The following is a 13,772-nucleotide window of genomic DNA, read 5'->3' as shown; positions in this document are numbered from 1 at the left end:
GCAAAAAAATAAAATTTCATGTTTATCTATTTTATACAAAAATAGTCCTTTTCTTAATTTAATACTAAATACAGACCTACAGCAAGCAAACTGCCGATCACCGGACCGATTACCGGTACCCATGCATAACCTGCATCAAAGCCGGCTTTATTCCTGATCGGAAGAAGAGCATGCATAATACGCGGGCCGAGGTCACGAGCCGGGTTGATCGCATATCCGGTGGTACCCCCAAGCGCCAGACCGATAACCCATACTACAAATGCTACCGGCAATGCACCTATAGAACCAAGACCTACAGGTGAATCATCAGCTAACTTGGCATCCGTAAAGTGAAAGATGGTAAATATCAGCACAAAGGTACCCACGATTTCGCTGATCAGATTGACGGGAATATTACGGATAGCAGGAGCAGTACAGAATACAGCTTGTTTTGCTCCGGCATCTTCTGTTGCATCAAAATGATCTTTGTACATCAGCCATACCAGAAATGCACCCGACATAGCACCCGCAAATTGTGCGGCAATATATTCCATACCTGCTGCAAAGGTCATCTTTCCCAAAGCCATATTGGCTACAGTGACAGCAGGACTAAGATGCGCTCCGCTGTAAGGGCCTGCAATTACTACTCCGCAAAAGACAGCCAGTCCCCATGCTGTAGTAATGACAATCCAACCCGAATTGTTTCCTTTTGTCTTGTTTAATACTACATTCGCCACAACGCCTCCTCCGAGAAGGATCAATACTGCTGTTCCTATAAGTTCAGCTACAAATGGTGTCATAATTTTATCTGATTTGGTTTATAAAGGTTATTATTATTTGTTTTCAGCCCAATAAACTGTTGCATTAACAGCACGGTGCCATTCCTCAAGTAGCTCTTTGGTTTTAGTTTTCTTATTGGGCTCAAATTTTTTGTCTTCTTTCCATTGTTTCGATATTTCTTCGATATCTTTCCAGAATCCGACTGCAAGACCTGCCAGATAAGCTGCACCCAAAGCCGTTGTCTCTGTAATTTCAGGACGTACAGTCGTCGAACTCAGAATATCAGACTGAAATTGCATCAGCAGATTGTTTTGCGTAGCACCCCCGTCAACACGTAACTCTTTGATTTTTAAACCGGCATCTGATTCCATCGCCCGTAAAATATCTACAGTCTGAAAAGCAATACTTTCTAATGCTGCTCGCGCAATATGTGCTGCATTTGCTCCTCTGGAAAGCCCTACAATTGTTCCTCTGGCGTCAGGATTCCATATAGGCGCTCCCAGGCCAGCAAATGCCGGTACCAGATATACGCCATTAGAGTCTTCAACAGAAGAGGCCAGCTTTTCTACATCAGCAGATTTTTTGATGATCCCCAATTCATCACGGAGCCACTGCACAATCGCTCCGCCAATAAAAATACTTCCTTCCAGCGCATAAGTCACCTCCTTGCCAATCTGCCATGCGACTGTAGTAACCAGCTTATTCTTTGAAATAACCGGTTTCTTGCCGATATTCATCAGCATAAAACATCCTGTACCATAGGTATTTTTGACCATACCTTTGGTGGTACACATCTGTCCGAATAATGCTGCCTGCTGGTCACCCGCAATACCTGCGATAGGAATCTGATGAGAAAGTATTTCATTCGAAGTTTCTGCGTAGATTTCAGAAGAACTTTTGACTTCAGGAAGAATAGATTTCGGAATGTCAAAAATCTCCAGTAACTCGTCATCCCATGCCATGGTCTGAATATTGAAGATCATTGTACGTGAGGCATTGGTTACATCCGTTACGTGCGTTTCTCCGTTTGTAAGATTCCAGATCAGCCAGGTATCAATTGTACCAAAGGCGAGTTCACCTTTTTCTGCTTTTTTACGGGCACCTTTTACATTATCCAGTATCCAGTTGATCTTTGAAGCTGAGAAATACGCATCGATCAGCAATCCTGTTTTTTTCTGGATTAACGGACCATGTCCTTTATCACTGATAGAACGGCAATATTCTGCTGTTCTTCTGTCTTGCCATACGATAGCATTATAGATAGGAACCCCCGTTTTTCTATCCCATATTACAGTCGTTTCGCGTTGATTGGTGATTCCGATCCCTTTTATTTTTGAAGAATTGATCTTCGATTTGGTGAGAGCCTCTGTCAGTACAGAGAACTGTGTAGACCAGATATCCTGAGGATCGTGTTCTACCCATCCCGATTGTGGATAATGCTGTTTAAATTCGCGCTGAGCTACACCTGCAATCTCCCCCGATTGATTAAATATAATAGCTCTTGAACTGGTTGTCCCCTGGTCAAGCGCAACGATGTATTCCTTATTTTGCATGGTTTATTATGGTTATATGTACAATTTAATTTATAATATAGTTCTTCACTAATTCCCGGTAGCTTTCTGTTTGCTCATTGATCCAAAGCTCATCTTTTCCCAGCGTTTGGGCCATCAATTTAGCAACTTGAGGAGCCATTTCCAAAGATGCTTTTGCATCCAGGAATAATATCCGCATACGTCTGGCCAGAACATCTTCTACATTCCGGGCCATTTCATGACGCACAGCCCATATCACCTCAGCAGCGATATGTTCAAATTTTGGATGTAATACAGTAGCCAGTTCAGGAGAAGTTACCGCCAAAGCACGTATACCCGCTGCGTCGCTCCCATAGAATTTCCAGTGCCCCCGTTCTTCATTTTTAGCATAACCATGTATCTTCAGTGTTTTTGTCATACAGGCTTTGGGATCTAAAGCCGCTACTTTAATAGCCAGATTGATTGTTTCTTCTGCCATTTTGCGATATGTAGTCCATTTTCCTCCTGTAATAGTGACCAGACCTGAAGCGTTACTGATAAGTTTATGGTCTCTGGATATTTCTTTAGTGCTGTTAACATCATCATCCTGCGGAGCAGCCAGAGGCCTTAATCCGGCAAATACGCTTAATATATCAGATCGGGTAGGAGCATGTTCCATATAATTGTAAGCGGTATCTAATATAAATTTAATCTCTTCTTCCAAAGGGCGTGGTTCGATCTGGTGCTGATCTAACGGAGTGTCTGTAGTTCCCAGCAATACATGACCATGCCACGGCACACCGAACAATACACGACCGTCACTGGTTTCGGGAATCATAAGCGCATCCGATTTACCGAGAAACTTCTTATCAACGACAATATGTGTTCCCTGGCTGGGTCTGACCAGATTTTTATGTTTGGGTTCTTCCAGTTTCAGAATATCATCTACAAATATTCCCGTTGCATTTATAATAGATTTTGCCTGAATAGTATGGGACTGTCCTGTTTCCTGATCGACAAAAGTCAATCCGTTTACTTTACCGGCCTCATTTTTATCAATATGTGTCACATCAGCATAATTGATGATTGTGGCTCCGTATTCAGCAGCAGTCTGCCCCAGATTGAGGGCAAGACGGGCATCATCAAACTGACCGTCAAAATATTGTATACCACCCTGAAGTGCAGAAGCTTTGACAGTAGGCAATTTAGAGATTACTTCATTCTTATTCAGATATACAGACTTGCCTATACGCAGACTGCCTGCCATCCAGTCGTATAATTTCAGGCCGATCAGATATTTTAATTTACTAAACCAGGAATAACATGGGATAATAAAACTCTGTATTCTGGCCACATGAGGAGCATTTCTAAAGATAAGCCCTCTTTCATGCAGTGCAGAGTAAACCAATTTGACATCGCCGTTGGCCAGATAGCGCACACCTCCGTGCACCAGTTTTGTACTGCGGCTGGAAGTTGCTTTAGCAAAATCATATTTTTCTAATAAGATTGTTTTATATCCTCTTGAAGCCGCATCTGCTGCGATTCCCAGGCCGGTAGCTCCGCCACCGATAATGGCAATATCCCATTGTTGGGTTTGATAAAGACTGTTTATGCCTTCATTTCTGTCAAATTTCATATATAATTGATTTTACAATTTATAACACTTCTTATGACCTGCTGTTTGAGCGATCCTGAAACAAACATAATAAATAATCAAACGAAACTAAAAGAAAACAAACGAAATTATTGTTAAATTTTTATTTCACTCATAAATGAAAAGTTTTTTACCTTAGTGAAATTTGAATTAAAACCTATTATGAATAGCGTTGAAAGACACCATTTGATCTTAGAAAAACTTAAACAGGTTGGTAATATTACGGTTTCTGAGCTTTGTGAAGAGCTTGGCGTTTCGACAGTTACTATTCGAAAGGATCTAAAATTTTTAGAAGACAGTTCGTTGTTGTTTCGGGTACATGGAGGGGCTACCCGGCAGAATCCCTATACCACGGACCGGCCTGTATTCGAGAAGGAAAAGTTACATACGCTGGAAAAGTCGAAAATTGGTAAGACAGCAGCTTCTTTTGTAGAGCCTAATGATTCTATTATTATTGCTTCAGGTACGACTATGCAGGCCATGGCAAAAGAGATTGAACCACAGGGACTACTTACTGTCGTCACTTCAGCTCTGAACGTAGCACAACAGCTTATTCAGCATCAGAATGTTGAAATTATACAACTAGGAGGTACTATGCGCAAAACCTCCATGTCTGTTACGGGCGCATATGCCGAAATGATCCTAAAAGACTTCTTTTGTTCAAAACTTTTTCTTGGTGTGGACGGTATTGATCTGGATTTCGGAATTACAACCACCAATGCTCAGGAAGCTCGTCTGAATCGTGTGATGATGGAATCGGCTCAAAAAGTAATCGTTTTGGTGGATTCCAGTAAATTTGGTCGCAAGAGCTTCGGAAAGATTGCAGAGATCAACCAGATCGATATTCTGATAACGGATAATTATGTCAATCCGCGCTACGTAGAAAAACTGGAATCTCTGGGTATCAAAGTTATTGTCGTTTAATATGTCTGCTATCTAATACCATAAAAATTTTACATACGATTTTTACAATGCTAAAATGTATGTAAGATTATTTTAATATCTTTAGAAATTGGAGTTGCCTGATAACAACTCCATTTTTATGATAGTATAATCAATACCTAAAACTTACATTCAACAATATGAAAAAACAAGAAAATTCAAGACGTGAGTTTCTCAAAAAGTCAATTATAGGAGCTGCTGCTTTTACAATTGTGCCACGTTTTGTTTTAGGAGGACAAGGTTATCTTGCACCAAGTGACCACCTGACCAAAGGTGTCATAGGAGTAGGATCAATGGGGCGCGGACATTTTGCTTATGCCGGTACTAAGACCGTCGCTATCTGTGATGTTGATACCCGTCATCTGGCTATCGCTCAGAAAACATTAGGCGGTGGTGTACGTGAATACCACGATTTCAGAGAACTGATCAAATCTCCGGAGGTGGATATCGTACATATTGCCACACCTCCCCACTGGCATGGATTGATGGCTGTAGAAGCCGCACGTGCCGGAAAAGATATCTGGTGTGAAAAACCGATGACCAGAACTATTGGTGAAGGTCAGAAAGTTAAAGAGGCTGTAAAACAGCATGGTAATATATTCCGTCTGAATACCTGGTTTAGATTTGAAGATAATTTTTACGGTATGCAGGTTCCGGTAAGAAAGATCAAAAAACTGGTAGATACCGGAATGCTGGGATGGCCGCTTAAAGTGACCATCAGCAAGCACACCGGTTTTGACTGGAAATTTTTCTGGATTGGTAAGCAGAATTTACCGGTCGAACAGGTTCCTGCAGAACTGGATTACGATATGTGGTTAGGACCTGCACCGTACAAACCATACAGTACACATCGTACTCATCTTACTTTCCGTGGATATTGGGATTATGATGGAGGAGGTCTTGGTGATATGGGACAACATTATCTGGATCCTGTACAGTATTTCCTGGGTAAAGATGAAGAAAGTCCGGTATCGATCGAGGTTGATGCCCCGCAACAACATAATGATGCCGTAGGTACATGGAGACGCATTACATATACGTATGCTGATGGTTGCCAGATTATATTAGACGGAGAAGGTAAGGACGAGGGATTGGCGTATATAGAAGGACCTAAAGGTAAACTGTATAAAGGATTTGTGTCGGATATTCCGGACCTGGAAAGAAAACTGTCACAATATCCGGAACCTGCACCGCAGATTACAAACTTCCTGGAGTCTGTGAGAACAAGACAGAAATTTGCGCTGAATGAGGAGAATGGATATCGTTCATGTACATTAGTCAATCTGGGACTGATTGCATTGAGACTCAACCGTTCGTTGAAATTCGATTCTGACAAACAAGTGTTTATTAATGATGAAGGCGCTAATCGTTTGATTCATCAACCGATGAGAGGTCCGTGGACTATTTAATTTACATTTCAACAGCACAAACCAATGAAAAAAACATTTAATATATTATCTGCACTCTTGATTTTACAAGTAGCTGCACATGCTCAATTACCTTCCAACAGGACAACTGCTACCAAAATAGCTGATGTACTGGCGCAGCAGCCGGCAGAGGAGAAGGCAAAATTTCTGGCTGCTATGAAAGAGCTGGAAAATTTCTCATCTGAAGATATAGCTGAATTATTAGCGAAGCTGCAGCCTCAGGGCGGAAACAATGCCACAATTGAATTTGCAAGTAATTCATACTCTTTTTATGTGATGCAATCCGGTATGGAGGCCAGACGCGAAACATTTGCAAAAGGATTGATTGCAGCTCTGGATAAATTAACAGACAAAGACAATAAAGGATATGTAATCAAGTTATTGCAACAATCCGGTAAGAACGAAGCTGTGGCTCCGTTGACACCGTACCTGAAAGATGATTATCTGGTAGGGAAGGCTTCCCGTGCACTTGTTGCTATCAATACAGAGGATGCGCGTAAAGCTTTATTAGCTTCGTTGACAGATGCAGATTCTGAAACTAAGAAGATTGCTATTGTCACAGCTCTTGGAGATCTCAGATCAACCGATGCAGAGACAAAAATTATTGAACTTATTCAGTCAACTTCAGCTCCGAAATTTCAGAAAGCGGCTTTCACAGCATTGAGTAAGATCGGCGGAGAGAAATCAGCAGCAGTTTTTACGACGCAACTGGCTATCGTAAAATATCAGTATGAGCCAAATGATATAACTGGACTGGCGGTCGATTACGCAGAGACACTCTTGAAGAACAAAAAATCCGCACAGGCAGAAAAGTTTGCAGCAGCATTATTTGCAGGAGCAGGGGTAAATAATGCTCCTGAAACTAAGATTGCAGCCTTAAGCATTCTTACAAATATCAATGCTTCCAAACAGAAAAAAGCTTTATTGACTGCCTCAACAAGCGAAGATGCAGCATATCGTAATGTGGCTCTGCAGCTGTTGGGCGAATATGGAAATAGCGGAGATACGAAAAAACTAATTGCAGCGCTAAAAAGTGCTACACCTGCCGTGCAGGAAAGTATTCTGGATTTCCTGGCACAAAAAGGATCTGCTTCGGATGTATCCACACTACAGAAGATTGTTCTTAACAACACTACAGGTGATGCCCGTATTTCCGGATTAGAAGCACTTGATGCACTGTCCCGCAATAATGTAACGCCACTTCTGATCAGTCAGCTTAAAGATACAGATGAAGCATTGACAAGCGCTATTCAAAAACTGATTCTTGCTTCTAAAGAAGCAAAAGCTATTGATATTGTAAACGAATCATTAGCAACAGCGGATGCCAAGACACAGATAGCATTATTAGGTATTCTGGCAAAAAGACCGAATGCTAAATCATCAAAAGCAGTCCTTCCGTTAGCAAAGAGCACGGATGAGAAGGTTCGCATGGCGGCCTATCAGGCATTACCAACAGTTGCATCAGAAGATGATCTGAATGAATTATATGCATTATTCTCGACTGCAAATAAAAATGAAGTCGCTTATTTACAAAAAGCAACAATCAATGCCATTCAGTCCAGCAAGGACAAAGATGCAATTACAACAAAATTAGCATCTAATGTGACTGTATCCGCAGCACCTTCCGCAGGTATGTATTTCCCGGTATTTGCAGGTCTTGGAGGTACGGAGTCTTTAAATGCGGTTAAGAATTTCACAGATGCCGGTATTCCTGAAGTAAAAACACAGGCAATCTCCGCATTAGCATCATGGAAATCAGCAGAAGCACTTCCTGCTCTTGTTGCGCTCTCCAGGACAGAAAAAGGAGAAGGAAATTTTGATACGATCTTCAAAGGACTGATTCGTCTGGTGAACAGTTCTTCTCTGACTCCGGATCAGAAAACACTGCATCTGAAAGATGCCTTTGCTATTGCACGTACAGATGCACAACGGAATCAGGTGTTAAGCTCATTGCAGGGAGCAGGCACTTATCAGGCTATGATCTTTGCAAGCAAGCAGATGGACAATCCGGCTTTAGCTGGAGCGGCTTCCAATACTGCAATGAATATCGCATTTGATCATAAAGAATATGTAGGTGAAGATGTTCGCAATATTTTGAATAAAGTTATCGGTAATCTATCCGGAAGTGAAAGTTCATACCTGAAAGAAGCTGTACTTCGTCAGCTGGCTGAAATGCCGAATAAAGAAGGATTTGTATCTGTATTTAACGGAAATGATCTGAGCGGATGGAAAGGATTGGTAGCTGATCCGATCAAACGCAGCAAAATGGACGCTAAAACATTAGCTGCAGAACAAAAGAAAGCAGACGAAAAAATGCGTGCAGGTTGGCAGGCTAGCAAAGGAGAACTGATCTTCAACGGAAAAGGAGATAACATCGCTACGATCAAACAATATGGAGATATGGAGATGCTGGTTGACTGGAAGTTGGATAAAGATGGAAAAGAAGGAGATGCAGGGGTTTATCTGAGAGGTACTCCGCAGGTGCAGATCTGGGATATATCCCGTACCAATGTGGGTGCTCAGGTCGGTTCCGGTGGTCTGTATAACAACCAAAAAAATGCAAAAGATCCATTAGTCGTAGCAGATAATCCACTGGGAGAATGGAATACTTTTAAAATAAAAATGGTAGATGATAAAGTGACCGTGTATCTGAATGGAGTGCTGGTAACAGATAATGTACCTTTGGAAAATTATTGGGATCGCAATCAATCTATATTCCCTACAGAACAGATTGAATTGCAGGCACATGGTACTAAAGTATATTATCGTGATATCTTTATTAAAGAATTGCCAAGAAAACAGGTTTCAGAACTTAGTGCTCAAGAGAAGAGTGAAGGATTTGATATGTTGTTCGATGGTACAAATTTAGACAAATGGATTCCTTCCGATGGTTATGGTATCAATGAGGAAAGTTATCTGGTCGTCTATCCAAATGCTAAATTTGGGGGCAACCTGTATACCAAAGATGAATACAGCGATGTTGTATATCGTTTTGAATTTAAATTGACTCCGGGAGCGAATAATGGAGTAGGTTTACGTGCACCGTTAGAAGGAGATGCTGCTTATGCAGGTATGGAAATCCAGATTCTGGATAATGATGCGGATGTCTACAAAAATCTGAAACCTTATCAGTATCACGGCTCGGTATATGGTGTCATCACGGCTAAAAGAGGAGCTTTGAAACCGGTAGGCGAGTGGAATACTGAGGAAATCCGCTTACAAGGAAATAAAATCAAAGTTACGGTCAACGGAACGGTTATTCTGGAAGGTGATATTGCTGAAGCATCCAAAAATGGTACATTGGACGGTAAAAGCCACCCCGGATTACAACGTAAATCCGGACATATTGCTTTCTTAGGACACGGATCTGAAGTATTTTTCCGTAATATAAGAGTGAAAAAATTGTAACTGTTATTTTTCAGTGACACATACAAGTCCGTCTTTCGTAAGGAAGACGGACTTTTTTATTTCTAAATTTTGAATCTCTTTAGGGGGATTAGTCTTTTTGATAATACGTAGTCATTTTCCAGCGTCAGTTGCTGTCCCCAACAACTGTATAGAATGGTTGTATATCTGCTAAAGCACAAGCACCGCTTTGCTAATGCTTCCGCTATAGATGTGAGATGCTGCGATTTGCAGGTTATTCTATGTCCTCAAATTCTATTTGGGAGAGGACTGTACTTGAAGCACGGCAACATTTCCTTTACTGCCTGTAAGGAATATCTTATTGCCGGATTGAGATTTTCCGATCACATTAAAACTTGAATCAGCGATTTTTGTCCATGTATTTCCTCCATCTTCAGATACATCTGTTCCGGAAGTGCCTGTTGCGAATAATGTCTGTCTATTTACATATACAACAGAAGATCTGAACCCTGAAACAGGTTTTGCTGGTGCTGTCCAGTTTTTTCCACCATCGGTAGTCAGCAGGATGTTATTAGCATTTTCTTTATCCTGCGCATAATCTCCACCTACTACCACACCTGTCATGTGATCAATAAAAGCTATAGAGAATACGCCGGTTGTACTTTTGCCCTGGGTAATTGGACAGGCATATTGTTCCCAATGCTGTCCGTAGTCTCCGGAAAAATAAATATGGGATACTGAACCACCTGTGGCGATCCATACATTGCCATGCGGTTGGGTACAGATAGTACTTCCACTGGCAGCAAAACTGGCTTCTCCCGTTTTCATAACCTGCTTAAGATTAGCAGATATGTCATTCCAGTTCTTCCCTTTATCAGAAGAATACAACAATTGGAGTCGGCCGTCTATAGGGTCTCCAAAAGCAATTCCTCTTTTTCGATCCCAAAAATCCATTCCATCCAAAAAAATATCCGGATGATTATTTTCATATGTACTTATCCAGTTTTTACCCCCATCACTGGTGCGTAATATAACTGCAGGAGAGCCCGCATTAACAATAACAGCCTCTTTTGCATTAAAAGCCTGAATATCCCTGAAATCGTATGATTCGAATCCGGCCGGATTAACCCAATCCCACGATTTTCCACCATCCAAAGATTTTCCTACAGTTCCGTTGCTGCCACTTATCCAAAGAATCTGATCTGAAACTACAGCTAATCCCCTAAAACTGCTTTTTACATCCTGAATTAAAGGAATAATATGGTATTGCTTGTTTTGAGCAAATAAAAGAGCTGGGGACATGAACAATAAAAAGAGAAGCTTTTTCATACCCATCCGAATTAACGCAGTTCCTGCATCAAACTGTCAAATTCAGCCCGAAGTTGCTGCAATTGTTCTTCTAATACAAGAACCCTGTTCTCGAGTTCCTTTACCTGACTCTGCTGTACTCCATTGCTTACTGGCTCATCATAATCTTCCTCATTTACTTCACCTAAAAGATGCACATAACGTACTTCTTTCTGTCCCGGCCGTTTAGGTAATTGCTTTACATATTCTATTTCACCTTCACTGAGCTTATTCAGATGTTCCTGTACATCCTCCAGCCCCTCAAATTCATGCAAGCGGCCTGAATTACTATTGATTTCGCCGGCAGTGAGCGGCCCTCTCAAAATCAATAGGCACAGTACAGCCAGATCGGAAGGAATCAAAGGAAACTGAATCGCCAGATTGTGTTTATATTTTGTCACTCTGCTGCCACCACCTACAACTGTGGACACCAAGCCTCTCTTTTTCAACGCATCTAATGCAGCGATAAGAGTAGGTTCATCATAATTAACCACCGGTTTTCGGGAAGTTTTTTGGTTACATGCAGTCTGTAAACCATTGAGTGTCATTGGGTAATATTCAGGTGTGGTTTTGGATTTTTCCAGTAAAGAACCTAAGACTCTTAATTCTTCTGCAGATAATTGAGGTAAAGATTTATTTTCCATGAAGTTAAGTTAAAAACTGACGCAGGTCAGTCTGTAAATATGTTAAATTTTATTAGTAAATCCAATATTTCGATAGGATTTCGGGGCAGTCGTGCCACAACATTTTTGTATCTTCGTCATCAAATAGAAAACTTTGTTTTGCTCAAAATAGCTTTTCATAACGCCTATATTCATCCGCTGAGGGAAGGCCACAGGTTTCCCATGTTGAAGTACGAGTTGATTCCCATGCAGTTGATACATGAAGGACTCGTATCGAAGGACAGTTTTTTTGAACCTGAATTAGTTTCAGAAGAAATTGCCTGTCTGGCGCATGACGAATCTTATGTACGGGATCTGTTCGAACTTACACTTGATGCGCGTATGATCAGGAGAATCGGATTTCCATTGACAGATAGTCTGATCCGGCGTGAACGTCTTATTGTGGATGGCACGATCAGAACGGCACTTTTTGCCATACAATATGGGATTGCCTTTAATGTAGCCGGAGGAACACATCATGCAGGATATGCATATGGAGAAGGTTTTTGTTTGCTGAATGATCAGGCTATAGCCGCGGCATATTTACTAGCGGAGCAAAAGGCACATAAAATATTAATCATTGACCTTGATGTACATCAGGGAAACGGAACAGCCAATATATTTAAAGGTAGTAAAGCGGTATTTACCTTTTCTATGCACGGGGCAAAGAATTTTCCATTTATAAAAGAACAATCTCATCTTGATATTAGTCTGGAAGACGGGATTACAGATAAGAATTATTTGTCTCAGTTGACAACAGTATTACCGGATCTGTTTGAGAAAGTCGCACCTGATTTTGTATTTTATCAGGCAGGAGTCGATGTTTTGGCAACAGATAAGCTGGGTAAACTGAAGCTTTCACCTGAAGCGTGTAAAGAACGGGATTATATCGTCCTTTCCTTATGCAGACAACTTGATATACCGGTTCAGGTCAGTATGGGAGGAGGATATTCCGAACATATCCGGGATATAGTCAATGCACATATACAGACATACCGGACAGCAATAGAGTTGTACAATTTTTAAAAAATAGAATCGCAATATATGTTTTTTCATCAAGATGCCACTTTCGAAAAATTATCCATTCATCGCGTAGGAAATAAAGCGCAGGATGAGTTTTATATCCTTTCTGATGAACCTGTTAACCTGGGTGAAGATGAAGTAATGCCCCAGCTGCTGATGCAGTATTTTTTATCTCCGTTTGCCAAGTTGAATGAAGTACATCGTTTTTTTCATCCTAATGAAGAACTCGATCTTAATGAAGTATATCATTTCACAAAACAGTTTTTTGAGGATAAACTACCTTTTCACGAACTTTCTCAGCAAGTCAGCAAGCATTTGTATGAGGTATCAGGCCATCCGAAGATCAAAGCTGGCGAAGTTTATGTCGTTCACCTGAAGAACGTACAGATGGAGGGAGAAGATCATCAGGCAATAGGTATCTTCAAATCCGAAAATAAAGAAACATACCTTAAAGTATATCCCGAACAGGGAGCTTTTAAGCTGGATTATGAAGCAGAAGCCATCAATATCAACAAGCTGGACAAAGGCGTACTGATTATCGATGTGGAGGAAGACGAAGGTTACAAGGTACTGGTCGTGGATCAGACAAACAAACAGCAGGAAGCGGTTTATTGGAAAGATGAATTTCTGAAACTTCGTATCCGTAACGATAACTTTAATCAGACAGGTAACTACCTGAAAGTGTATAAAAACTTTGTCAACGAAAAACTGGAAGACGTCTTTGAAATGGAGAAGGCAGATAAAATTGATCTGCTAAACCGTTCGATGAATTATTTTAAGGAAAAAGAAGAGTTTGTACAGGAAGAATTTGAAGAGCAGGTATTAGGAAATCCTCAGGCAATATCACTGTTTAAAGAATATAGGGGTGAGTTTGAAGATGAATTTGAAACTCCTTTTCAGAGTAATTTTGATATTGCAGACAAGGCTGTTAAGAAAATGGAGGCTTCCTACAAAAGTGTATTGAAGCTCGATAAGAATTTTCATATTTACGTTCATGGAAAGAGAGAATATCTGGAAAAAGGTTTTGACGAAGAGAAAGGAATGAACTATTATAAAGTCTATTTCGAAAACGAAAGCTAAT

Annotated in this window: 10 protein-coding genes; 5 read left to right on the top strand and 5 right to left on the bottom strand. The window is 40.8% G+C overall.

From position 1 onward, the window contains the following. Positions 1 to 53 precede the first annotated feature (53 nt). From HMPREF0766_RS08750 to HMPREF0766_RS08740, 3 genes are read right to left on the bottom strand one after another with little or no spacing between them, the layout of a single operon-like run. Positions 54 to 779 (bottom strand): MIP/aquaporin family protein, encoded by a 726-nt coding sequence (locus HMPREF0766_RS08750; RefSeq protein WP_002995752.1) that lies wholly within the window; start codon positions 777 to 779, stop codon positions 54 to 56. Positions 780 to 812: 33 nt separating this feature from the next. Next, positions 813 to 2,312, bottom strand: a complete 1,500-nt coding sequence (glpK, locus tag HMPREF0766_RS08745) for a glycerol kinase GlpK (RefSeq protein ID WP_002995749.1) — start codon at positions 2,310 to 2,312, stop codon at positions 813 to 815. Positions 2,313 to 2,337: 25 nt separating this feature from the next. Beyond that, positions 2,338 to 3,906, bottom strand: coding sequence for a glycerol-3-phosphate dehydrogenase/oxidase (locus HMPREF0766_RS08740; protein ID WP_002995746.1), 1,569 nt, complete (start codon positions 3,904 to 3,906; stop codon positions 2,338 to 2,340). Between the two features lie 180 nt (positions 3,907 to 4,086). On the opposite strand from HMPREF0766_RS08740, the gene agaR reads away from it, so the two are divergent. The 3 genes from agaR (at position 4,087) to HMPREF0766_RS08725 (ending at position 9,701) form a co-directional block, all read left to right on the top strand. Then, complete coding sequence (gene agaR, locus HMPREF0766_RS08735; protein WP_236590487.1) at positions 4,087 to 4,848, top strand: transcriptional repressor AgaR; 762 nt, start codon at positions 4,087 to 4,089, stop codon at positions 4,846 to 4,848. Between the two features lie 158 nt (positions 4,849 to 5,006). Beyond that, the gene (locus tag HMPREF0766_RS08730; RefSeq protein ID WP_002995742.1) at positions 5,007 to 6,275 is read left to right on the top strand and encodes a Gfo/Idh/MocA family oxidoreductase; all 1,269 of its coding nucleotides are present in this window, start codon (positions 5,007 to 5,009) and stop codon (positions 6,273 to 6,275) included. 24 nt (positions 6,276 to 6,299) lie between these two features. Then, entirely contained in the window at positions 6,300 to 9,701 is a 3,402-nt protein-coding gene (locus HMPREF0766_RS08725; RefSeq protein WP_002995740.1) for a DUF1080 domain-containing protein, read from the top strand. A gap of 252 nt (positions 9,702 to 9,953) precedes the next feature. On the opposite strand, the gene HMPREF0766_RS08720 is transcribed toward HMPREF0766_RS08725, so the two are convergent. Further along, positions 9,954 to 10,988 carry a WD40/YVTN/BNR-like repeat-containing protein gene (locus HMPREF0766_RS08720; protein WP_037460036.1) on the bottom strand — a complete coding sequence of 345 codons (1,035 nt, stop codon included), beginning with the start codon at positions 10,986 to 10,988 and terminating at the stop codon, positions 9,954 to 9,956. 11 nt (positions 10,989 to 10,999) lie between these two features. Continuing rightward, positions 11,000 to 11,650 (bottom strand): YceH family protein, encoded by a 651-nt coding sequence (locus HMPREF0766_RS08715; protein WP_002995737.1) that lies wholly within the window; start codon positions 11,648 to 11,650, stop codon positions 11,000 to 11,002. Positions 11,651 to 11,689: 39 nt separating this feature from the next. On the opposite strand from HMPREF0766_RS08715, the gene HMPREF0766_RS08710 reads away from it, so the two are divergent. Both HMPREF0766_RS08710 and HMPREF0766_RS08705 read left to right on the top strand, forming a co-directional pair. Next, complete coding sequence (locus HMPREF0766_RS08710; RefSeq protein ID WP_002995734.1) at positions 11,690 to 12,694, top strand: histone deacetylase family protein; 1,005 nt, start codon at positions 11,690 to 11,692, stop codon at positions 12,692 to 12,694. An 18-nt stretch (positions 12,695 to 12,712) separates the two neighbouring features. Next, a complete protein-coding gene (locus HMPREF0766_RS08705) occupies positions 12,713 to 13,771 on the top strand; it encodes a nucleoid-associated protein (RefSeq protein WP_002995732.1) in 1,059 nt (352 codons plus the stop codon). Position 13,772 lies beyond the last annotated feature (1 nt).

Source organism: Sphingobacterium spiritivorum ATCC 33861, assembly GCF_000143765.1.
Lineage (GTDB): Bacteria > Bacteroidota > Bacteroidia > Sphingobacteriales > Sphingobacteriaceae > Sphingobacterium > Sphingobacterium spiritivorum.
This window is presented reverse-complemented; position numbering and strand designations above follow the sequence as displayed.

Excerpts from the sequence above, each read along its gene's own strand:
- HMPREF0766_RS08750 (WP_002995752.1), bottom strand. The coding sequence starts at position 779 with ATGACACCATTTGTAGCTGAACTTATAGGAACAGCAGTATTGATCCTT.
- glpK (WP_002995749.1), bottom strand. The coding sequence starts at position 2,312 with ATGCAAAATAAGGAATACATCGTTGCGCTTGACCAGGGGACAACCAGT.
- HMPREF0766_RS08740 (WP_002995746.1), bottom strand. The coding sequence starts at position 3,906 with ATGAAATTTGACAGAAATGAAGGCATAAACAGTCTTTATCAAACCCAA.
- agaR (WP_236590487.1), top strand. The coding sequence starts at position 4,087 with ATGAATAGCGTTGAAAGACACCATTTGATCTTAGAAAAACTTAAACAG.
- HMPREF0766_RS08730 (WP_002995742.1), top strand. The coding sequence starts at position 5,007 with ATGAAAAAACAAGAAAATTCAAGACGTGAGTTTCTCAAAAAGTCAATT.
- HMPREF0766_RS08725 (WP_002995740.1), top strand. The coding sequence starts at position 6,300 with ATGAAAAAAACATTTAATATATTATCTGCACTCTTGATTTTACAAGTA.
- HMPREF0766_RS08720 (WP_037460036.1), bottom strand. The coding sequence starts at position 10,988 with ATGAAAAAGCTTCTCTTTTTATTGTTCATGTCCCCAGCTCTTTTATTT.
- HMPREF0766_RS08715 (WP_002995737.1), bottom strand. The coding sequence starts at position 11,650 with ATGGAAAATAAATCTTTACCTCAATTATCTGCAGAAGAATTAAGAGTC.
- HMPREF0766_RS08710 (WP_002995734.1), top strand. The coding sequence starts at position 11,690 with ATGTTAAATTTTATTAGTAAATCCAATATTTCGATAGGATTTCGGGGC.
- HMPREF0766_RS08705 (WP_002995732.1), top strand. The coding sequence starts at position 12,713 with ATGTTTTTTCATCAAGATGCCACTTTCGAAAAATTATCCATTCATCGC.